The sequence below is a fragment of the Neobacillus oceani genome (assembly GCF_046237595.1).
In the GTDB taxonomy this organism is placed as follows: domain Bacteria; phylum Bacillota; class Bacilli; order Bacillales; family Cytobacillaceae; genus Bacillus_D; species Bacillus_D oceani.
In genome coordinates, this window is sequence record NZ_CP143543.1 from 1,890,597 (window position 1) to 1,912,409 (window position 21,813).

At 48.3% G+C, this 21,813-nt stretch carries 17 protein-coding genes; all 17 read left to right on the plus strand.

The window, feature by feature from the left end:
- The first annotated feature begins 478 nt into the window (after positions 1 to 478).
- Entirely contained in the window at positions 479 to 1,264 is a 786-nt protein-coding gene (locus V1499_RS09415) for an isoprenyl transferase (protein WP_409275690.1), read from the plus strand.
- A gap of 139 nt (positions 1,265 to 1,403) precedes the next feature.
- Positions 1,404 to 2,195, plus strand: a complete 792-nt coding sequence (locus tag V1499_RS09420; protein ID WP_409275692.1) for a phosphatidate cytidylyltransferase — start codon at positions 1,404 to 1,406, stop codon at positions 2,193 to 2,195.
- Positions 2,196 to 2,257: 62 nt separating this feature from the next.
- Positions 2,258 to 3,412 (plus strand): 1-deoxy-D-xylulose-5-phosphate reductoisomerase, encoded by a 1,155-nt coding sequence (locus tag V1499_RS09425; protein WP_409275694.1) that lies wholly within the window; start codon positions 2,258 to 2,260, stop codon positions 3,410 to 3,412.
- A gap of 101 nt (positions 3,413 to 3,513) precedes the next feature.
- Positions 3,514 to 4,773, plus strand: a complete 1,260-nt coding sequence (rseP, locus tag V1499_RS09430; RefSeq protein ID WP_409275696.1) for an RIP metalloprotease RseP — start codon at positions 3,514 to 3,516, stop codon at positions 4,771 to 4,773.
- Positions 4,774 to 5,043: 270 nt separating this feature from the next.
- On the plus strand, positions 5,044 to 6,741 hold the full coding sequence (locus V1499_RS09435) for a proline--tRNA ligase (RefSeq protein WP_409275698.1): 1,698 nt from the start codon (positions 5,044 to 5,046) through the stop codon (positions 6,739 to 6,741).
- 191 nt (positions 6,742 to 6,932) lie between these two features.
- Positions 6,933 to 11,261, plus strand: coding sequence for a PolC-type DNA polymerase III (locus V1499_RS09440; RefSeq protein WP_409275700.1), 4,329 nt, complete (start codon positions 6,933 to 6,935; stop codon positions 11,259 to 11,261).
- Between the two features lie 195 nt (positions 11,262 to 11,456).
- Positions 11,457 to 11,927, plus strand: coding sequence for a ribosome maturation factor RimP (rimP, locus tag V1499_RS09445; RefSeq protein WP_409275702.1), 471 nt, complete (start codon positions 11,457 to 11,459; stop codon positions 11,925 to 11,927).
- Positions 11,928 to 12,031: 104 nt separating this feature from the next.
- Positions 12,032 to 13,165 carry a transcription termination factor NusA gene (nusA, locus tag V1499_RS09450; RefSeq protein WP_409275704.1) on the plus strand — a complete coding sequence of 378 codons (1,134 nt, stop codon included), beginning with the start codon at positions 12,032 to 12,034 and terminating at the stop codon, positions 13,163 to 13,165.
- 18 nt (positions 13,166 to 13,183) lie between these two features.
- On the plus strand, positions 13,184 to 13,465 hold the full coding sequence (gene rnpM, locus V1499_RS09455; protein WP_409275706.1) for an RNase P modulator RnpM: 282 nt from the start codon (positions 13,184 to 13,186) through the stop codon (positions 13,463 to 13,465).
- Entirely contained in the window at positions 13,465 to 13,767 is a 303-nt protein-coding gene (locus tag V1499_RS09460) for a YlxQ family RNA-binding protein (protein ID WP_409275707.1), read from the plus strand. The genes rnpM and V1499_RS09460 overlap by 1 nt, the downstream gene beginning before the upstream one ends.
- 19 nt (positions 13,768 to 13,786) lie before the next feature.
- Complete coding sequence (infB, locus tag V1499_RS09465) at positions 13,787 to 16,387, plus strand: translation initiation factor IF-2 (protein ID WP_409275709.1); 2,601 nt, start codon at positions 13,787 to 13,789, stop codon at positions 16,385 to 16,387.
- Positions 16,387 to 16,665 carry a DUF503 domain-containing protein gene (locus tag V1499_RS09470; protein ID WP_053368846.1) on the plus strand — a complete coding sequence of 93 codons (279 nt, stop codon included), beginning with the start codon at positions 16,387 to 16,389 and terminating at the stop codon, positions 16,663 to 16,665. The genes infB and V1499_RS09470 overlap by 1 nt, the downstream gene beginning before the upstream one ends.
- A gap of 17 nt (positions 16,666 to 16,682) precedes the next feature.
- The gene (gene rbfA / locus V1499_RS09475) at positions 16,683 to 17,054 is read left to right on the plus strand and encodes a 30S ribosome-binding factor RbfA (protein WP_409275711.1); all 372 of its coding nucleotides are present in this window, start codon (positions 16,683 to 16,685) and stop codon (positions 17,052 to 17,054) included.
- A 69-nt stretch (positions 17,055 to 17,123) separates the two neighbouring features.
- The gene (gene truB, locus V1499_RS09480) at positions 17,124 to 18,047 is read left to right on the plus strand and encodes a tRNA pseudouridine(55) synthase TruB (protein ID WP_409275713.1); all 924 of its coding nucleotides are present in this window, start codon (positions 17,124 to 17,126) and stop codon (positions 18,045 to 18,047) included.
- A gap of 69 nt (positions 18,048 to 18,116) precedes the next feature.
- Positions 18,117 to 19,067 carry a bifunctional riboflavin kinase/FAD synthetase gene (gene ribF, locus V1499_RS09485; RefSeq protein WP_409275715.1) on the plus strand — a complete coding sequence of 317 codons (951 nt, stop codon included), beginning with the start codon at positions 18,117 to 18,119 and terminating at the stop codon, positions 19,065 to 19,067.
- A gap of 146 nt (positions 19,068 to 19,213) precedes the next feature.
- A complete protein-coding gene (rpsO, locus tag V1499_RS09490) occupies positions 19,214 to 19,483 on the plus strand; it encodes a 30S ribosomal protein S15 (RefSeq protein WP_053366210.1) in 270 nt (89 codons plus the stop codon).
- A 177-nt stretch (positions 19,484 to 19,660) separates the two neighbouring features.
- Complete coding sequence (pnp, locus tag V1499_RS09495; RefSeq protein ID WP_409275718.1) at positions 19,661 to 21,781, plus strand: polyribonucleotide nucleotidyltransferase; 2,121 nt, start codon at positions 19,661 to 19,663, stop codon at positions 21,779 to 21,781.
- Positions 21,782 to 21,813: the final 32 nt, after the last annotated feature.

Below are 21,813 nucleotides of genomic sequence, written 5' to 3' on the forward strand. Positions count from 1 at the left end.
AAAGCCCCTTAATGGGGTTTTTTCCGCTTTTGGGGCTTTTATAGAAAATTGGTGCCATAATGCTTTTTAAAAGAGATATCTTCTTTCTTTTTTGGTATGATAAAAGCATGTCAAAAAAACATAGGCATATACATAGAAATGCGAAGGGGCCTTGCCCGGGGGCGACAAGCGCTGGAGGACCGGAAGGGGAAGCCGGGGTTTGGCTTCATCTGGAGGGCCGAAGCGACCTCGAGCCCCCAGGCCCCGCAGCTGGACAAACGAAATGCGAAGGGGCCTTGCCCCGGGGCGACCAGCGCTGGAGGACCGGAAGAGGAAGCCGGTTTTTGGCTTCATCAGAAGGGCCGAAGCGACCTCGAGCCCCAGGCCCCGCCGCTGGACAAACGAAATGCGAAGGGGCCTTGCCCGGGGGCGGGGCCCGCCCGCAAACGATTCACCCCTTTATCGGAGGGAAGATTGATTGAACTGGAGGAGCAAGAACATGTTAAACAAACTTAAAATTTGGAAGACCCAAAATGCCCCTTCCACTCTCCGAGACAGGATAGACTTCGTTAAAAGTTCCGGAGTCCCTGCCCACATTGCGATTATTATGGACGGGAACGGCCGCTGGGCCAAAAAAAGAGCGATGCCGAGGGTAGCAGGGCACCATGAAGGAATGAAAGTTGTCAGGAGAATTACGAGGCTTGCCAATGAACTTGGCATCGGAGCCTTGACATTATACGCTTTTTCGACTGAAAATTGGAAAAGGCCAAAAAATGAAGTCGATTATCTCATGCAGTTGCCTGAGGAGTTTCTCGGATCGTTTCTTCCGGAGCTTGTGAAAGAAAATGTCCGCGTCCAAATGATCGGCTACAAGGAAAAACTGCCTCCGCACACCTTGAAGGCGATTAACCGGGCAATTGAGGATACGAAGGAGAATACAGGCCTCGTCCTCAATTTTGCCCTTAATTACGGCAGCAGGGCGGAGATCATCGATGCTGTGAAACATGTCTTAAAAGACTGCCAGAGTGGTATACTAAATGCAAACAGCTTGGACGAAGAGGCCTTTTCCTCTTACTTGATGACTTCAAAGATGGCTGACCCGGATTTGTTGATCCGGACGAGTGGAGAAATCCGTCTCAGCAACTTCATGCTCTGGCAGCTTGCGTATACCGAATTTTGGTTTACGAATGTACTTTGGCCGGATTTTGGCGAGGAAGATTTCCTTGAAGCAGTCGAGGCTTACCAGAACCGGCAGCGAAGATTCGGCGGGCTTGAAGGCTCTTAAAAATCGTAGGGTACATTGCAATCCTTTGATGCTTTTAAGGATGCAACACCGCCAATTCGCCATTTATATCGAGAAGGAGGAAAGGCAAATCGCCAGCCAAAGCGTTCTATTTTTGGAAGGGCTGATTGCCTGAGATTAAATGAAGCAACGAATTATAACTGCAGTCATAGCAGCGGCTCTTTTTTTACCGATTGTCATCGTCGGGGGCTTGCCTATTGTCCTTCTGGCATATCTACTTGCTAGCGTCGGCCTGTATGAACTCGCAAAAATGAAAAATATAAAGCTCGTTTCCTTTCCAGGAATCGTATCGCTTTTGACAATGTGGCTATTGATTCTTCCCAAAGATTATATGGGGTTTTTATCCGATGTCGGAATGGAAAAGCATGAAATTGCCATCCTGGCTGTTTTGCTGCTTCTCGCTTATACAGTCGCAGCAAAGAACCGGTTCACATTTGACGATTCGTCATTTATGGTGATGGCGGTGGTCTACGTTGGGGCGGGTTTTTATTATTTTATGGAAACTAGGGAAGCAGGTGGCCTAATCTGGCTTTTTTACTCCCTTTTTATTATGTGGGCAACTGATTCGGGCGCGTATTTTATTGGACGCGCTTTTGGAAAACGGAAACTTTGGCCGGAAATCAGTCCGAACAAGACGGTTGAGGGAGCGATTGGTGGGGTTGTGTGCGCGCTTCTTGTCGCCCTGGCCTTCTTGTTCTTTAGCGATATTGGTGCGTCACCTTTGAAATTGCTTGTGATAACGGCGCTCCTGTCTGTTTTTGGACAGCTTGGGGACCTGGCCGAATCCGCATTCAAACGTAAATACAATATTAAGGATTCCGGTAAAATCCTTCCGGGGCATGGCGGCATCCTTGACAGATTCGACAGCCTGTTATTCGTATGGCCGTTAATTCATTTATTCCAGCTTATCTGAATAAAGGAAGGCCAATATGACTCGTCATCGTAACAGGGGCAGTTTTTTTAGGAGAGGAAATCATGAAATTTATTAGTTTGATGGGCGCCACTGGCTCAATCGGCATCCAGACACTTGACATCATCCGGGAAAATCCTGAAAGCTTCAGGCTGGCCGCATTTTCCGCAGGCCGGAATATCGGGCTTGCCAGAAAAATCATTACCGAATTCAAACCGGATTATGTTTCCGTTCAGGATAAGGAAGATGCTTTAAAGCTTGAAACGGAATTTCCGGGGATTGATTTTTCATACGGCGCCGAGGGCCTTTCAGGTGTTGCAACCTTTGAAAAGTCGGATGTAGTTGTCAACGCCGTTGTTGGTAGCGTTGGGCTGAAACCGACGCTTGAAGCAATTGCATGGGGCAAAACAATCGCACTAGCAAACAAGGAAACACTCGTTACGGCTGGCCATCTTGTAATGGATGCGGCGAAGAAGCAAGGGGTAGCCCTTCTTCCGGTCGATAGCGAGCATTCCGCCATCTTTCAGGCGCTGCAAGGAGAAAACGCAAAAAACATCGAACGCCTGATCATTACGGCATCCGGGGGAAGCTTCCGTGACCGGGGCAGGGAGGAATTGAAGGACGTGTCTGTCGAGGATGCCCTGAACCACCCCAATTGGTCAATGGGGGCGAAGATTACAATTGATTCGGCCACGATGATGAATAAAGGGCTTGAGGTCATTGAAGCCCATTGGCTGTTTAACTTGCCATACGAACAGATTGATGTTCTTCTTCATCGGGAGAGCATCATCCATTCGATGGTAGAGTTCCATGATTCAAGTATTATTGCCCAGCTAGGGAGTCCGGATATGAGGGTTCCTATCCAATATGCCCTAACATATCCAGACAGGCTTCCGCTTTCTTCTGCAAAACGGCTAAACCTGGCCGAAATCGGAAAGCTGCATTTCCGGGAGATGGACTTTGAACGGTTCCGTTGCCTGCGTTTCGCCTATGAAGCGGGAAAAGCTGGCGGTTCACTGCCAACCGTCCTGAACGCCGCGAATGAAGCGGCCGTTGCTGCATTCCTGGAAGGGCGTATCCGCTTTCTTGAAATTGAGGATTTGATTGAAACGGCGCTTCATACTCATGAACGGATTGCGAATCCGGGGCTCGAAGAAATCCTTCAAGCCGACAGGGATGCGAGGAACTTAATTCAATCGCTCCTCGATAGAAGGAAGTAAATGATTTCCGATTTTATGTGTCATGGTTCGCAATTTGGGAAGCCAGGCAATACCGTAGTTCAGACGTACATGCGGAACTCTTTTAAAAGGTGGTTTTTTTATTGAATACAGTCATAGCGTTTATTATCATTTTCGGGGCGATCGTATTCTTCCACGAATTGGGGCACTTTATTTTTGCAAAAAGAGCCGGGATACTCTGCAGGGAATTTGCCATTGGCATGGGCCCAAAGGTGTTTACGTATAAAAGGGGAGAAACGCTGTATACAATCCGCCTTCTGCCAATCGGCGGGTATGTAAGGATGGCCGGCGATGATCCCGAAGCCGTTGAAATTAAACCAGGATACAGGATAGGCCTTATTTTTGGCCAGGACGGAAAGGTAAGCAAGATCATCCTGAACAACAAGGACAAGTTCCCGGATGCCAGGATAATGGAAGTCGAGCAGGCTGACCTGGAAAGAGAACTGGTGTTGAAGGGCTATCCAGATGATGCCGAAGAAACTCTCCAAACGTTCGCGGTACATTCTGAAGCGGTAACAGTAGAAAACGGTGTTGAAACACAGATTGCGCCGTACAACCGCCAATTCGCCTCCAAGACACTAGGCCAAAGGGCGATGGCGATTTTTGCGGGACCAATGATGAACTTCATCCTTGCCTTCCTTATTTTTCTGACGCTTGCTTTTATCCAAGGGGTTCCTTCAGATGACCCGAGACTAGGCAAGCTTGCCGATGGCGGCGCCGCAATGGAAGCGGGGCTGAAGGAGGGCGATGTTGTCCAAAGCATTAGCGGCTCGGAAATATCGAGTTGGAAGGACGTTGTAGAAATCATCAGGAAAAATCCGAATAAAGAACTTGATTTTGTTGTAGAACGCGAAGGGAAAGAAATTGCCATTCCTGTTACACCGAAAGCCCAGGAAGTCGAAAAGGAGAAAATTGGGATTATCGGGGTATACAGCCCTGTTGAAAAATCACCTATGCTGGCTGTATCTTACGGGTTTAGTGAAACGGTCTACTGGTCCAAGAAAATTTTCGAGATGCTTGGCCTTCTCGTGACCGGACAATTCGCCATCGACATGCTTAGTGGTCCGGTCGGGATTTACGCGACAACTGATACGGTGGTGAAATCCGGGATCTTTGTCCTAATGAAATGGACCGCAATGCTTAGCGTCAACCTTGGTATCATGAACCTGCTTCCGATTCCTGCGCTTGACGGCGGGCGGCTCCTTTTCTTCGCTGTCGAAGCGATCAGGGGCAAACCAGTCGACCGGCAAAAGGAGGGCCTTGTCCACTTTATCGGATTCGCTCTGCTGATGCTGTTGATGCTGGTCGTAACATGGCATGACATACAAAGGTTCTTTTTGTAAGAAGAAGATGCGCAAGCCCCTTGGTCAGCCCCGACAAGCTTAAGACGGGGCCCGCAGGACGGGCCTGCCCTCCGGAGGGAACCGGCTTAAGACCTCGAGGGGCTAGGCGCTGGAGCTGGATTACAAAAACCTTATTTCGAGTTATTCACAAGGATAAATTTTTAAGTTTCCTTAGCGAAAAATCAAAGCCGGCCCGGGAAATCCTGGCCGGCATACATATGCCTTCAAGGGGTGAAGGCGGAATAAAGCAGATTGTTGGAGGCGGACATAGTGAGACAAAGTATGACCTTGATTCCTACATTAAGGGAAGTTCCGGCTGATGCGGACGTTAAGAGCCATCAGCTATTATTGAGGGCCGGTTTCATTCGGCAAAACGCAAGCGGGGTATACAGCTACCTGCCACTTGCAAAGAGGGTTTTGGTAAAGATCGAAACGATTGTCAGGGAGGAAATGGATAAGGCGGGCGCGGTTGAACTGCTCATGCCGGCATTGCAGCTGGCCGAACTTTGGCAGGAGTCTGGCAGGTGGTACTCGTATGGGCCAGAACTGATGAGGATGAAGGATCGCCATGAGCGAGAATTCGCTATGGGACCAACCCATGAGGAAGTGATTACAAGCCTTGTCCGTGACGAAGTGAAGTCGTACAAGAGGCTCCCATTGACGCTCTATCAAATCCAGACGAAATTCCGCGACGAAAAGCGCCCTCGTTTCGGCCTTTTGCGCGGAAGGGAGTTTATTATGAAAGACGCCTATTCCTTCCATTCATCGAAAGAAAGCCTTGATGAAGTATACGAGCGAATTTTTACTGCGTATTCGAACATCTTTGCGCGCTGCGGTTTGAACTACCGCGCCGTCATCGCGGATTCCGGGGCAATGGGCGGGAAAGATACACATGAATTCATGGTCCTTTCCGATATCGGCGAGGATACAATCGCCTACTCAGACACTTCTTCCTATGCAGCCAACATTGAAATGGCTCCGGTAGTGGCTTCATATGTGAAAAGCGACGAGGCGCCTCGCGGACTGGAAAAAGTTAGAACCGAGAACAAAAAAACAATTGCTGAGGTATCTAGCTACCTTCAAGTAGATGAAACACAGTGCATCAAGTCGCTTTTATTCAAGATTGACAGCCGCCCTGTCCTTGTTTTGGTCAGGGGAGACCATGAAGTCAATGATATTAAACTGAAAAACCTGTTTGAAGCTTCGACGGTTGAGCTTGCCGAGGCATCGGAAACGAAGAGCATCCTTGGCTGTGAAGTTGGTTCAGTCGGCCCAATCGGCGTAAAGGATGTTGAGATTGTCGCAGACTTTGCGGTTGAATCGATTGTCAATGGCGTCTGCGGGGCAAACGAAGAGGATTACCACTATGTGAACGTGAACCCTGGGAGGGACTTTGAAGCGAGCCGTTATGCGGATGTACGTTTCATTAAGGAAGGGGATCCTTCGCCAGATGGACAAGGGACCATCCAGTTTGCGAAAGGCATTGAGGTTGGCCATGTGTTCAAGCTTGGCACACGATACAGCGAAGCGATGGAAGCCTTTTACCTTGATGAGAATGGCAAATCCCAGCCGATGATTATGGGCTGTTATGGAATTGGCGTATCGAGGACATTGTCAGCGATTGCGGAGCAATTCAATGATGAGAAAGGGCTTGTCTGGCCAAAAGCTGTCGCGCCATACCAGCTTCATCTTATCGCGGTCAATACGAAAGATGAAGCCCAGTCCAACCTGTCGGAAGCACTCTACGAATCACTTGGGAAAAAATTCGAAGTTTTATATGATGACAGGCAGGAACGCGCAGGAGTCAAGTTTGCGGACTCCGATTTGATCGGCCTCCCTGTCAGGATTACGATAGGTAAAAAAGCGGCTGAAGGGATTGTAGAGGTCAAGTCCAGAAAAACTGGCGAGGTCTTTGAGGTCCAAACTGATAAGCTGGATGAAACGATTAACTCTATGTTGGAAAGCTAATACGAGCCGGGTGCCGATAGGATGGCACCCGGCATTTTTCTGGCTCCGGGCTTGAAACTTCGTGCTTATACGCTTATGGAGCATGGTTTTGTCCAACTGCATATTTTTTGTTGTTTCTTCCCGAATCACGGCGGTTTCTATGGTATAATTAACATTTGATAATAGAATGACAGAGATGGGGAGAGTGTTTAATGAATACCCATTTGGATGACAGGATGGAACGGCTGCGGCTATTGCTTCAACAGCTGGAAATGACAGATGACGCCCTTGTTCCATTTTTTCAAAAAGCAATGATAGAAAAGGTGCAAATTGGCAGAAAGACCAGAACAATGCATTTTCTGCTATCACTTGAAAAAATTCTTCCCTGCAACGTATACAGCATGCTCGAAGCAAGGCTGAAACAGAAATTTTCGGAATTGGCAAAAGGGGTTACATTCGAATTAAAGGTTGCCGACCAGTCTTTTTCAGAAGAGCTCATTCATGGCTACTGGCAAAAATGCATCCAGGAAATTGACGGCATCGCTCCTCCGCTCCTAAAGCTCATGAACGAACAGATCCCCAAAATCCACGGGTCAAGGCTTATCCTTTCTGTCAGGAATAGTGCAGAAGGAGGAGCCATCAAGAGTAAATATGGCTCGATCATTTCTTCCATCTACCAAACCTATGGATTCCCCTTACTCTCCATTGATACGGAAATGATTTCCGAAGAAAAGAACGAGGAGTATCGGCAGTTCATGGAGGCCAAGTTAAAAGAAGACCAGGAACGGGCTCTGCTCGCGGTCGCGGAATTGCAGAAGCGAGAATCCGAGAAAGAGCAGAATGGTTCCCAGGCGGATGAGGGGCCGCTTGTAATTGGCCTGACGATCAAGGACGATGCCGAGTTCAGAAAGCTTATCGAGATTGTCGATGAAGAGCGGAGAATCGCAGTAGAAGGCTACATTTTTGATGCGGAAACAAGGGAATTGAGAAGCGGCAGGACTTTGCTGACATTTAAAATAACCGATTATACGAGCTCAATCATGGTGAAAATGTTTTCACGCGACAAAGAAGACGCGGCACTCTTCCAGCGAGTGAAAAAAGGCATGTGGGCCAGGGTCCGTGGGAGCATCCAAAACGACACGTTCGTGCGGGATCTTGTCATGATTGGCAACGATATTAACGAAATCAAGCCAGTGAGCAGGAAAGACGCCGCCCCTGAGGGTGAAAAAAGGGTCGAATTGCATCTTCATACCCCAATGAGCCAGATGGACGCGGTCACTCCGGTAGGAGCCTTGGTCGCCCAGGCTAAGAAATGGGGCCACAAGGCTATCGCGATTACAGACCATGCGGTTGCCCAATCCTTTCCGGAAGCATTTTCCGCGGGGAAGAAAAACGACATTAAAATCCTTTATGGAATTGAAGCAAACCTTGTTGATGACGGCGTCCCGATTGCCTATAATGATGCGCACCGTCCCTTAACGGAGGCAACCTATGTTGTGTTTGACGTCGAAACGACCGGATTATCGGCATTCTACGACACAATCATCGAACTTGCGGCTGTTAAAATAAGAGACGGTGAAATCATTGACCGGTTCGAGTCGTTTGCCAATCCGCATCACCGCCTATCGGCGACAACAATCAACCTCACAGGGATCACCGATGATATGGTGCAAAACGCTCCTGAAGTCGGCGAGGTGCTCGAACGATTTAAGGAATGGGCCGGTGATGATATCTTTGTCGCCCATAATGCCTCCTTTGACATGGGCTTCATCAATGCGGGTTATAAAAAATTGGGTTACGAAAAGGCAAAAAACCCGGTTATCGACACACTTGAACTTGCAAGATTCCTATATCCCGAAATGAAAAACCACCGGCTGAATACATTGGCCAAGAAATTCGATATTGAACTGACCCAGCACCACCGGGCTATTTATGATGCGGAAGCGACAGGCTATCTGCTTATGAAAATGCTTAAGGACTCGCTTGAAAAAGGTATCGAATACCACGACCAGTTCAATGAAAACATGGGGAAAGGGAATGCTTTTCAGAGGGCCCGCCCCTTTCACTGCACACTGCTGGCGCAAAATGAAACTGGCTTGAAAAATCTGTTCAAGCTCATTTCGATCTCGCATATCAACTATTTTTACAGAGTTCCAAGAATTCCAAGATCGGTCCTCCAAAAATACCGGGAAGGGATTTTGGTCGGCTCTGGCTGTGACCGCGGCGAAGTTTTTGAAACGATGATGCAAAAGTCGCCGGAAGAAGCGGAAGAGCTGGCGGGATTTTACGACTACCTTGAAGTGATGCCGAAACCCGTTTACGCGCATTTGATTGAAATGGAGCTTGTCAGAAACGAAAAGGCGCTTGAGGAAATCATCGGCAATATTGTGAAGGTTGGCGAAAAACTTGGCATCCCAGTCGCCGCGACTGGGAATGTCCATTACTTGAATGAAAACGACAAAATCTACCGCAAAATCCTGATCAACTCACAGGGCGGCGCCAATCCGCTGAACCGCCACAAGCTTCCGGATGTCCATTTTAGGACCACCGACGAGATGCTGAGGGAATTCAGCTTCCTTGGCCTTGAAAAGGCAAAGAAAATCGTTGTCCAACATCCGAATGAAATCGCGGATATGATTGACACAATCAAACCAATTAAGGATGACCTATACACCCCTAAAATTGAAGGCGCCGATGATGAGATGAGGGAAATGAGCTATGCGATGGCCCGAAGAATTTATGGCGACCCTCTACCGGAAATTGTTGAAGCCAGGCTTGAAAAAGAGTTAAAGAGTATCATTGGCCACGGATTCGCGGTCATTTACCTCATTTCGCACAAGCTTGTTAAAAAATCTCTCGATGATGGCTACCTCGTTGGATCGCGGGGGTCGGTCGGCTCATCATTCGTCGCGACAATGACCGAGATTACAGAGGTCAATCCGCTGCCGCCGCATTATGTTTGCCCGAAATGCAAGCATTCCGAATTTTTCAATGATGGTTCGGTCGGTTCAGGCTTCGACCTTCCTGATAAAAACTGCCCGCAATGCGGGGCGAAATACCGGAAGGATGGACATGACATACCGTTTGAAACGTTCCTTGGCTTCAAAGGCGACAAGGTTCCCGATATCGATTTGAACTTTTCAGGGGAATACCAGCCAAGGGCACACAACTATACAAAAGTCCTGTTCGGGGAAGACAATGTTTACCGTGCGGGTACAATCGGAACGGTCGCGGACAAAACTGCGTTTGGATACGTTAAAGCGTACCAGCAGGAAAACAATCTTCACCTGAGAGGCGCGGAAATCGACAGGCTCGCTTCTGGTTGCACCGGGGTCAAACGGACGACAGGGCAGCATCCTGGCGGTATTATCGTTGTTCCTGATTATATGGATATATATGATTTTTCACCAATCCAATTTCCCGCCGATTCGGCGACTTCGGAATGGAAGACAACGCACTTTGATTTCCATTCCATCCATGACAACCTGCTTAAGCTTGATATTCTTGGGCACGATGACCCGACAGTCATCCGGATGCTTCAGGATTTAAGCGGGATTGATCCAAAAACGATTCCGACGGACGATCCCGAAGTCATGAAGATCTTCAGCGGAACCGAATCTCTCGGTGTGACGGAAGAGCAGATTATGTGTAAAACCGGCACGCTCGGGATTCCGGAATTCGGCACGAGGTTCGTCCGCCAGATGCTAGAGGACACAAAGCCTACGACATTCTCCGAACTTGTCCAAATTTCCGGCCTGTCACACGGCACGGATGTATGGCTAGGAAATGCGCAGGAATTGATCCATAACAAAATCTGCACCCTAAGTGAAGTAATCGGGTGCCGTGACGATATCATGGTTTACTTGATTTACCAGGGGCTTGATCCCGCCTTCGCTTTCAAAATCATGGAGTCGGTCCGTAAAGGTAAGGGCCTGACGGACGAAATGGAAGCGGAAATGCGGAAGAACGAGGTGCCTGAATGGTACATCGATTCATGCAAAAAGATTAAGTATATGTTTCCCAAGGCGCACGCGGCAGCTTACGTACTGATGGCTGTAAGAATCGCCTACTTCAAGGTCCACCTTCCTCTCCTTTATTACGCGGCATACTTTACGGTAAGGGCGGAGGATTTTGACATAGAAGCGATGGCGCGGGGCTCGGAAGCAATTAGGGCGAAGATTGAGGAAATCAATTTAAAGGGCCTAGACGCCTCGCCGAAGGAAAAGAACCTCCTGACAGTGCTGGAGCTTGCGCTTGAAATGTGTGAACGCGGTTTCTCTTTCCAAAAAATAGATTTGTACAAATCAGCCGCGGCTGAATTCATTATTGAAGGCAATACTCTTATACCGCCATTCAACTCCATTCCCGGCCTTGGGACAAACGCGGCGGTAAACATCGTAAAGGCAAGGCAAGACGGGGAATTCCTATCAAAGGAAGACCTTCAGCAGCGCGGAAAGGTTTCGAAAACAATTCTCGAATACCTTGAGAAACAAGGCTGCCTGGATGCCCTCCCTGAACAAAACCAATTGTCGCTCTTTTAAAAGCGGACATAGGGCCGTTAATTTGCAATACGGTTATGTGTATGGTATAGTCTTATTGGAAATACTAAGCAAAATGTCCGGAAGAGTGGGGAAACCCACTCTTTCGTTGTTGTCTAAGGCATTTTGCTGGGTAAATGATAATTGTCACCGCAAAAAGCGCACAATATGGGCGAGAAGCTGTAAAGGAGGTTAGCGATGAGCAAGGTAACTGAAGTGGTGGAAGAATTGGCCACTCCGATTGTAAATGATCTGGGCCTTGAATTGGTCGATGTCGAATACGTTAAAGAAGGCCGGGATTGGTTTTTACGGCTTTACATTGATAAGGAAAATGGCGTTGATATCGAGGAATGCGGCACGGTGAGCGAACGCTTAAGCGAAAAGCTTGATGAACTCGATCCAATTCCGCACAATTACTTCCTGGAGGTATCCTCCCCCGGTGCGGAAAGGCCGCTGAAAAAGGAAAAGGATTTCATCAATTCGATCGGCAAAAATGTTTTTATCAAAACCTATGAGCCAATCGACGGAGAAAAGTCGTTTGAGGGCACTCTGCTCGAATATGACGGACAAACGGTCAAACTTGAAATTAAAGTGAAAACACGCAAAAAAACAGTTGAAATTCCTTTTGGGAAAGTGGCGAGCGCAAGGCTGGCGGTAACGTTCGGCTGATTGGCGGCCATAAAGCAACAGGATGGGCGGATGCCCAAAAGCGAAGGCATCCCGCCCAACGGTTTGCCATGTCATTTAAAAAGGCTAAAGGGGGATAAGGACTCATGAGCAGCGAACTTTTGGATGCTCTAACTATTCTGGAAAGAGACAAGGGAATTTCCAGGGATGTATTAATAGAAGCGATTGAAGCGGCCCTTGTTTCAGCATATCGTCGCAACTTCAACCAGGCGCAAAATGTAAGGATCGATATTAACATGGAGAACGGGTTAATGCGCGTGTTCGCCAGGAAGGAAGTCGTTGACGAAGTTTTTGATCCGCGTTTGGAAATATCAATTGACGAGGCAAGGAAAATCAACCCGAACTACCAGGTCGAAGATATCGTTGAAATGGAAGTCACACCAAAGGACTTTGGTCGGATTGCCGCCCAGACCGCAAAACAGGTAGTGACCCAGCGTGTCCGTGAAGCTGAACGCGGAATCATCTATTCGGAGTTCATCGATCGTGAAGAAGACATCATGACCGGGATTGTCCAGCGGATCGATTCCAAATTCATCTATGTAAGCCTTGGAAAAATTGAGGCGCTGCTTCCAGTCAATGAGCAGATGCCAAATGAACATTACAAGCCACACGACAGGATTAAGGTTTTTCTTACTAAGGTCGAGAAAACAACAAAGGGTCCGCAGATATTTGTTTCAAGAACCCATCCCGGCCTTCTAAAAAGGCTATTTGAAATCGAAGTACCTGAAATATATGATGGTACCGTTGAAATCAAGTCTGTCGCGCGCGAAGCAGGGGACAGGTCGAAAATCTCCGTGCATTCCGAAAACCCGGAAGTGGATCCCGTCGGCTCATGCGTTGGCCCGAAAGGAACACGCGTACAGGCAGTTGTGAATGAGCTAAAGGGAGAAAAAATCGATATTGTCAAATGGTCGGATGACCCAGTAGTGTTCGTTGCAAACGCGCTGAGCCCGTCAAAAGTCCTGGATGTCATTGTCAATGAGGCCGATAAAGCGACAACGGTGATCGTTCCGGACTATCAATTATCCCTGGCAATCGGCAAAAGAGGCCAGAACGCCCGCCTTGCAGCAAAACTTACCGGGTGGAAGATTGATATTAAGGCAGAAACCGAAGCTCGTGAAATGGGCATCTTCCCGCGTGAGGAAACGATCAGGCTTTTTGACGAAGAGGAAGAATTTTACGAAGAAGATGATTATGACTTTGAGGAAGAAACGGATTAAAGAGCGGAGGGAAATGGCGTGAACAAAATGAAAAAGGTTCCGATGCGCAAATGTGTCGCAACAGGGGAAATGAGGCCCAAAAAAGAACTTGTTCGCATCGTTCGCTCTAAGGAAGGAGAGGTTTCAGTCGATTTGACGGGTAAGAAGTCAGGCCGTGGCGCGTACCTTACCCTGGATCGTGAAGCCATCCTGTTGGCAAAGAAGAAGAACGTACTATCAAACCATTTGCAAACTGACATAGATCCTTCGATATATGACGAGCTCCTAGGGCTCATAGAAAAGGAGAAACGGCAATCCTGATGAAATCGAATCAATGGATGTCATTGCTTGGCTTGGCAAATCGGGCGAGAAAAGTCATTTCGGGAGAAGAGCTTTCCCTAAAGGAAATCAGGAACGGAAAAGCAAAGCTGGTCCTGTTATCCGCGGATGCCTCTGCCAATACGGCTAAAAAAATCACTGACAAATGCAATTCCTATCGTGTCCCATGCAAGACTGTCGACAACCGGTTCGACCTCGGTTCTGCAATTGGAAAAGATGCGCGTGTAGTTGTGGCTGTACTGGACGATGGTTTTGCCGCGAAATTGATGACACTGCTCGATTAATACTAGCGGGGGTGAAAGAATGAGTAAGACACGTGTATATGAATACGCAAAAAAATACAATGTTTCAAGTAAGGATATAATCGCGAAATTGAAAGATATGAATGTTGAAGTCTCTAATCATATGGCGACGATTGAAAAAGATGCTTTCAATAAATTGGAAGCCATCTTCAATAAAAAGGATGCTAAGGAACAGCAAAGGCCACAGGGCGACCAGTCCAGCCGCCAACAGCAAGGGAGCCGGGACAACCGTCCACAGGGCAATCAGCAGACGCGTCCACAAGGAAACAGGGAAGGCCGCCCACAAGGAAACCGCGAAGGCCGTCCACAGGGCAGCCAGCAATCCCGTCCTCAAGGCGGCCAGGGAACACGCCCGCAGGGGAACCGTGATGGCCGTCCACAAGGGAGCCAAGGTCAGCGTCCACAAGGAAACCGCGAAGGCCGTCCACAAGGCAGCCAGCAATCCCGTCCACAGGGCAGCCAGCAATCCCGTCCTCAAGGCGGCCAGGGAACACGCCCGCAGGGGAACCGTGATGGCCGACCACAAGGAAGCCAGGGGCAGCGGCCACAGGGCAACCGTGATGGCCGTCCGCAAGGCAGCCAATCAACCCGTCCGCAGGGTGGACAGCAAGGACGTCCACAACAGGCGGGATCAGGCAGCCAGCAAAGGCCTACTGGAAAGCCAGCAGGCCAAAAGCCAGCAGAGAGTAAAAAAACGGAAAATGATTACAAGTCAAAAGAAAATAAAGCGTTCAATAAAGGGAAACCTTCTAATAGGCCTAACCATAACCAAGGCCAAAACAGAAATAAGCCTGGCAAGAAACCTCAACAGGAACAGCAGGCTCCAGTTGTGAAAAAAGAAAGGGAGCTTCCTGAAAAGATTACTTTCACGGAATCCCTGACGGTTGCGGAACTCGCAAAGAAGCTATACAGGGAGCCGTCCGAGATTATCAAGAAATTGTTCCTTCTCGGTGTAATGGCGACGATCAACCAGGAGCTTGACAAAGACGCGATTGAACTGATTGCAAGCGAGTACGGAGTCGAAGTGGAAGAAGAAATCAAAATCGACACAACCGATCTTGAGGTTTATTTCACGGAAGATGAATCCGGTGATCTTGTCGAACGTCCGTCTGTCGTTACCATCATGGGCCACGTCGACCACGGGAAGACTACCTTGCTTGATTCAATCCGCAATACGAAGGTAACTGCTGGCGAGGCTGGCGGAATTACGCAGCATATCGGCGCATACCAGGTAGAAGAAAACGGCAAAAAGATCACTTTCCTCGATACACCTGGACACGCTGCTTTCACAACTATGCGTGCGCGTGGCGCGAAAATCACGGATATCACCATCCTTGTTGTCGCAGCCGACGACGGGGTCATGCCGCAGACCATTGAAGCGATCAACCATGCAAAAGCGGCGGAAGTTCCGATTATTGTCGCAATCAACAAAATGGATAAACCGACCGCCAATCCTGATAGGGTCATGCAGGAATTGACCGAGCACGGGCTTGTACCGGAAGCATGGGGCGGAGATACGATTTTCGTTCCCCTTTCAGCGAAAACCGGGGAGGGTATAGATAATCTCCTTGAAATGATCCTTCTCGTCGGTGAAGTGGAAGAATACAAAGCGAATCCGAACCGGAAAGCGGTAGGAACTGTCATCGAGGCCCAGCTTGATAAAGGCCGAGGCTCCGTTGCGACATTGCTTGTACAGAACGGAACGCTGAAAGTCGGCGACCCTATTGTTGTCGGCGATACGTTCGGGCGTGTCCGAGCGATGGTCAATGACAAAGGGCGCCGTGTTAAAGAAGCCGGCCCATCAACTCCAGTTGAAATCACTGGCCTGAGTGACGTGCCGCAGGCAGGGGACCGTTTTGTTGTCTTTGAAGATGAGAAAACAGCAAGGCAGGTCGGAGAATCCCGTGCCTCACAGGCATTGGTTGCATCCCGAGGCGAAAAATCCCGTGTAAGCCTAGATAACTTGTTTGAACAGTTAAAACTAGGGGAAATGAAAGACTTGAACATCATTATTAAAGCTGATGCTCAAGGTTCTGCAGAAGCAATGGCTGGATCACTTATGAAAATTGAAGTTCCAGGAATCAATATTCGAATCATCCATACTGGGGTCGGTGCTATTAATGAATCTGACATCACTCTAGCGGCTGCTTCAAATGCTATCGTCATTGGATTTAATGTCCGTCCTGATGCGAATGCTAAACGTGCAGCAGAGGCTGAAAAAGTGGATATGCGCCTGCACAGGATTATTTACAAGGTTATTGAAGAGATAGAAGCAGCCATGAAGGGTATGCTTGATCCTGAATTCCAGGAGAAAGTTATCGGGCAGGCTGAAGTGCGCCAGACATTCAAAGTATCCAAAATTGGTACAATTGCCGGTTCATATGTAACAGATGGCAAGATTACCCGAGATAGCGGTATCCGTGTCATTCGTGATGGCGTGGTCATTTTTGAAGGAACAATTGACGCCTTGAAGCGTTTCAAGGACGATGCCAAGGAAGTCGCACAAGGTTATGAATGCGGTATAACCATTAAAAACTTTAATGATGTCAAGGAAGGGGATATCATCGAAGCGTTCATCATGGAAGAGATCGAAAGAAAATGATTGTGGGCATTGCAAGGTGCGAATGCATGATTTACAATGCTGGATCCCTTAAAGATAAACGGGCGGTCCTCCAAAGGATCATCACGCGCATTCGGCAAAAATACAATGTTTCGGTTTCAGAAGTGGATTATCAGGATGCGTGGCAAAGGACCGCTATCGCGGTCGCTGCCATTGCATCATCGAAGGTACCCGCTGAGAGGGAAATCCAAAACGCAATTAAGCTTATTGATTCCTTTCCAGAAATAGAAAGGACCCTCACCGATATAGAATGGCTTTAAAATACGAGGTGACTGACATGAGCCATAGAGCAAACCGTGTTGGAGAACAGATGAAAAAAGAGCTGACTGATATCATCGGCCGAAAAATAAAAGATCCCCGTATCGGATTTGTAACGGTAACGGATGTCCAGGTAACGGGCGACCTTCAGCAGGCAACGGTTTACATTTCTGTTCTCGGCGATGAGGAACAACGGGAAAATACGTTGAAGGGACTCGCCAAGGCAAAAGGATTCATCCGTTCCGAAATCGGCAGCCGAATCCGCTTGAGGAAAACCCCGGAAATCGTATTTGAATTCGATGAGTCGATCGACTATGGGAACAGGATTGAAACACTCCTCACGAAAATCCACAATGAAGAAAAGCAAAGTGGCCAAAACGATGATGAGTAGGCACGATGGGTAGACGTATGTCTATCCATCTTTTTTCTGACTTAAGATAAACTGAAGGGAGCAGTGGCGATGGAAGGGATTATACCGCTTTTTAAACCTGCCGGGCTAACTTCTCATGACTGCGTATTTAAGCTGAGAAAAATTTTAAAAACAAAAAAGGTCGGACACACAGGTACACTCGACCCCGACGTTACAGGAGTTTTGCCGGTTTGCGTAGGAAGGGCGACAAAGGTTGCCGAATACATAACCGATGCGGGAAAAGCGTATGAGGGCGAAGTGACACTTGGCATTTCAACAGAAACGGAAGATGCTTCGGGAGCCATCGTAGAGGAAATTCAAGTTGGTCGTGTCATTTCGAGGGAGGAAATCCTCTCGGTCCTCGAATCATTGACAGGGGAAATTGTCCAGGTGCCGCCAATGTATTCGGCCGTTAAGGTAAACGGGAAAAGATTATATGAATACGCGCGGAATGGCCAGGAAATTGAAAGGCCTGCCAGGAAGGTAAATATATACTCGCTTGAATTATTGGACAGCCGGACAGAATTCGCCGATGAGAAAATCAGCTTCCGATTTAGAGCTGAATGCAGCAAGGGAACCTACATCAGAACCCTTGCCGTCATGATTGGCGAGCGCCTCGGCTATCCAGCTCATATGTCCTCGCTTGTGAGGACCCGTTCCGCATCCTTTTCGCTTGAGGATTGCCTTACTTTTTCCGACATTGCGGAAATGATGGAGAAGGGGGTAATCGAAAAAGCCCTCCGGCCGCTTGAAAGCGCGCTTTCTCATTTGCCGAAATACAGGATAAGTGATACATTAGCAGAGAAAGTGAAGAACGGTATGCGCCTGCCAATCCCTGAGCAATTCATGGATGTGGACGGCCCTATCGCTATGGAAAGCCGGGACGGCAAGGCTCTGGCCATTTACAGCCGCCATCCCGAAAAACCTGGGATCATGAAGCCAGTTAAAGTGCTTCGAAATGACAGGGAACTTTAAAGATTATTCTTCAACGGCTTCATTGTAAGTCCTGCGAAGATGCAGCTTTACGAGAAAGGTGAACCAATAGTGGAAGTAATAAATCTCGGATTCCCCCATAAGCTGGACCTGCATGCGGTGCCTAAGGCCGCTGTTGCGCTTGGGTATTTCGATGGTGTCCATCGCGGACACCAACGCGTCATCGCAGATGCAAGGAAGCATGCCGCGCAAAAGGGGATAAAAACGGCTGTGATGACTTTCCATCCGCACCCGAAGGCTGTGCTTGGAAAGGTCGGACAGGATATCGACCATATCACGCCCCTTAATGAAAAAATCCGGCGTATCGGAGACCAGGGGGTGGATATTTTATACATCGTTGACTTCACGCCTGAATTTGCCAACCTCACTCCGCAGGAATTTGTGGACCAATATATCATCGGACTGAATATTGTCCATGTTTCAGCCGGCTTTGATTACACGTACGGACGGATGGGAAAAGGGACGATGGAAACACTGCCCTTCCATTCAAGAGGGGAATTTACGCACACAACCGTCGGGAAGCTAAGTGATGGAGGCGAGAAAATCGGCTCCTCCCGCATCAGGAAGCTGTTATCTGAAGGGCGGACGGATGAAGTCGCCGATCTGCTCGGAAGGAATTACACGACACCAGGTGTGGTCATCCATGGAGACAAGCGAGGAAGGACAATCGGGTTTCCGACTGCCAATGTCCAACCGGAAAAAGGTTATATCATTCCGCCTCCGGGTGTATACGCGGTCCGAATCAATATTGGCGGGGAATGGCACTTTGGTGTTTGCAATATCGGGTTCAAGCCGACATTCAACAAAGACATGGAAGGCAAGCCGTCCGTGGAAGTCCATATATTCAATTTTTCGGAAGATGTCTATGGTAAATCTGTGATTGTCGAGTGGCACAAGTATCTCCGGAAAGAACAAAAGTTTTCAGGCATCGAAGCCCTGGTGGCCCAAATTTCGAAAGACAAGCAGGATGCTATGGATTATTTCGGCATTAAAGACCAATAAATCCTTTCTATTCAAGGTTCATGCTTGCTTTTTGTGCCAAAACGTTGTATTCTTATAAACGTATTAAAAAGAACCTTTGCTTGGCAAGTCGAAATCACCGACGCTTGCTCAGTAAACGGGGATTGAAATTTTAGGAGGTGAACAGGATGGCAATCACGCAAGAACGCAAAAACGAGCTAATCAATGAGTTCAAAACTCATGAAAACGATACTGGATCCGCAGAGGTCCAAATCGCTGTCCTTACAGAATCGATTAACAATCTGAACGATCATTTGCGCACTCACAAGAAAGACCACCATTCACGCCGCGGTCTTTTGAAAATGGTTGGTAAGCGCCGTAACCTTTTGACTTACCTTCGCAACAAGGACGTTCAACGCTACCGTGAGTTAATCAATAAGCTTGGCTTACGTCGATAGTCAAAAGAAGCGGGAATTTTCCCGCTTTTTTGTTAGGTAAAAATAGAGTGGCAATATTCATACATATTTTAAGCCAGCTGAAATTTGAGCATACTAACATTGATTTGTTATTAAATAAATGTATTTGCTGTGGGCCTATTCGGAAGCGAATGAGCCGGAAAGAGGGGTAATAACTATATGGAATCACCGAAACAAGAGTTTTCCATTGATTGGGCGGGACGAAAGTTAACTGTTGAAATTGGCCAACTTGCTAAGCAGGCGAATGGCGCGGTCCTGGTCCGTTATGGTGATACAGCGGTACTCAGTACTGCAACCGCATCAAAGGAACCAAAAAATGTAGACTTTTTCCCATTGACAGTCAACTATGAAGAGCGCCTTTATGCCGTCGGGAAAATCCCTGGCGGGTTCATTAAACGTGAAGGGCGTCCAAGCGAGAAAGCGATCCTCGCCAGCCGCCTGATTGACCGTCCAATCCGGCCATTGTTCGCCGAGGGCTTCCGGAACGATGTCCAGGTCATCAGCATCGTCATGAGCGTGGATCAGGACTGTCCGTCCGATATGGCTGCGATGTTCGGCTCGTCGCTTGCATTGAGCGTTTCCGATATTCCATTCGAAGGTCCAATTGCGGGTGTCATCGTTGGGCGAGTCGATGGAAATTTTGTCATTAACCCGACTGTTGAACAAAGTGAGAAGAGCGATATCCACCTCGCTGTCGCCGGCACAAGGGATGCGATCAACATGGTTGAAGCGGGAGCGAAGGAAGTTCCTGAAGAAGTCATGCTTGAAGCAATCATGTTCGGCCACGAGGAAATCAAGCGCCTTATTGAATTCCAGGATGAAATCATTAAGGCTTGCGGCAAGGAAAAGCGTGAAGTAACCCTTTATCAGGTTGACCAGGACTTGAAAGCTGAAGTTCTTGAACTGTGTGAAAAAGATATCCTAAGCGCGATCCAGGTGCAGGAGAAGCATGCGCGTGAAGCGGCCATCAAAGAAGTAAAGGACCAGGTTCTTGCGAAGTATGCAGAGCAGGATGCAACCGACGAAGACATCAAGCAGGTAAAACAAATCCTGGACAAGCTCGTAAAGGATGAAGTGCGGCGCTTGATTACTGAAGAGAAGGTACGTCCGGACGGCCGCGGCGTGGATGAGATCCGCCCGTTGTCTTCCCAGGTTGGCATTTTGCCGCGTACCCATGGCTCCGGTCTGTTTACCCGCGGGCAGACCCAGGCTCTTAGCGTTTGTACGCTTGGTGCGATGGGAGATGTCCAGATTCTTGACGGCCTCGGCCTTGAGGAAGAAAAGAGGTTCATGCACCATTACAACTTCCCGCTCTTCTCTGTTGGGGAAACCGGGCCGATCAGGGGCCCTGGCCGAAGGGAAATTGGCCATGGTGCTTTAGGCGAAAGAGCGCTTGAGCCTGTCATTCCATCTGAAAAGGATTTCCCATACACCGTACGTCTCGTATCCGAGGTATTGGAATCGAATGGTTCGACATCGCAGGCGAGCATCTGCGCAAGCACACTTGCGATGATGGATGCAGGTGTGCCGATCAAGGCACCAGTTGCGGGTATTGCAATGGGCCTTGTAAAATCAGGTGAAAATTATACAGTTTTGACAGATATCCAGGGGATGGAAGACCATCTTGGCGATATGGACTTTAAGGTTGCCGGCACGTCAAAAGGGGTTACGGCTCTTCAAATGGACATCAAGATCGAAGGTCTTTCCCGCGAAATTCTCCAGGAGGCTTTGGAACAGGCGCAAAAAGGTAGGATGCAGATCCTCGAATCAATGCTTGCGACCATTTCCGAGCCAAGGGAGCAGCTGTCGCCGTATGCGCCTAAGATTTTGACAATGACCATCAATCCGGACAAAATCAGGGATGTCATTGGGCCTAGCGGCAAGCAGATCAATAAAATCATTGAAGAAACCGGCGTAAAAATCGACATTGAGCAGGACGGAACTGTATTCATTGCTTCCACTAATGAAGAAATGAACCAGAAAGCCAAGAAAATCATTGAGGATATCGTCCGTGAAGTAGTGGTCGGGGAATATTATCTTGGAAAAGTGAAGCGGATTGAGAAGTTTGGCTGCTTCGTTGAAATATTTGCCGGCAAAGACGGGCTTGTCCACATTTCCGAGCTTGCTGAAGAACGGGTCGGAAAAGTCGAGGATGTCGTGAAAATTGGCGATGAGATGCTTGTAAAGGTAACTGAAATCGACCGCCAGGGCAGAGTGAACCTATCTAGGAAAGCCGTCCTGAAAGAGCAGCGCGAAAAAGCGGATCAACAAAATAAGTAATGCATCCTGATTATTCCGCGGCTGGGTTGATT

Excerpts from the sequence above, each read along its gene's own strand:
- V1499_RS09415 (WP_409275690.1), top strand. The coding sequence starts at position 479 with ATGTTAAACAAACTTAAAATTTGGAAGACCCAAAATGCCCCTTCCACT.
- rbfA (WP_409275711.1), top strand. The coding sequence starts at position 16,683 with ATGAGCCATAGAGCAAACCGTGTTGGAGAACAGATGAAAAAAGAGCTG.
- truB (WP_409275713.1), top strand. The coding sequence starts at position 17,124 with ATGGAAGGGATTATACCGCTTTTTAAACCTGCCGGGCTAACTTCTCAT.
- rimP (WP_409275702.1), top strand. The coding sequence starts at position 11,457 with ATGAGCAAGGTAACTGAAGTGGTGGAAGAATTGGCCACTCCGATTGTA.
- V1499_RS09425 (WP_409275694.1), top strand. The coding sequence starts at position 2,258 with ATGAAATTTATTAGTTTGATGGGCGCCACTGGCTCAATCGGCATCCAG.
- V1499_RS09440 (WP_409275700.1), top strand. The coding sequence starts at position 6,933 with ATGAATACCCATTTGGATGACAGGATGGAACGGCTGCGGCTATTGCTT.
- nusA (WP_409275704.1), top strand. The coding sequence starts at position 12,032 with ATGAGCAGCGAACTTTTGGATGCTCTAACTATTCTGGAAAGAGACAAG.
- rpsO (WP_053366210.1), top strand. The coding sequence starts at position 19,214 with ATGGCAATCACGCAAGAACGCAAAAACGAGCTAATCAATGAGTTCAAA.
- pnp (WP_409275718.1), top strand. The coding sequence starts at position 19,661 with ATGGAATCACCGAAACAAGAGTTTTCCATTGATTGGGCGGGACGAAAG.
- infB (WP_409275709.1), top strand. The coding sequence starts at position 13,787 with ATGAGTAAGACACGTGTATATGAATACGCAAAAAAATACAATGTTTCA.
- V1499_RS09420 (WP_409275692.1), top strand. The coding sequence starts at position 1,404 with ATGAAGCAACGAATTATAACTGCAGTCATAGCAGCGGCTCTTTTTTTA.
- V1499_RS09460 (WP_409275707.1), top strand. The coding sequence starts at position 13,465 with ATGAAATCGAATCAATGGATGTCATTGCTTGGCTTGGCAAATCGGGCG.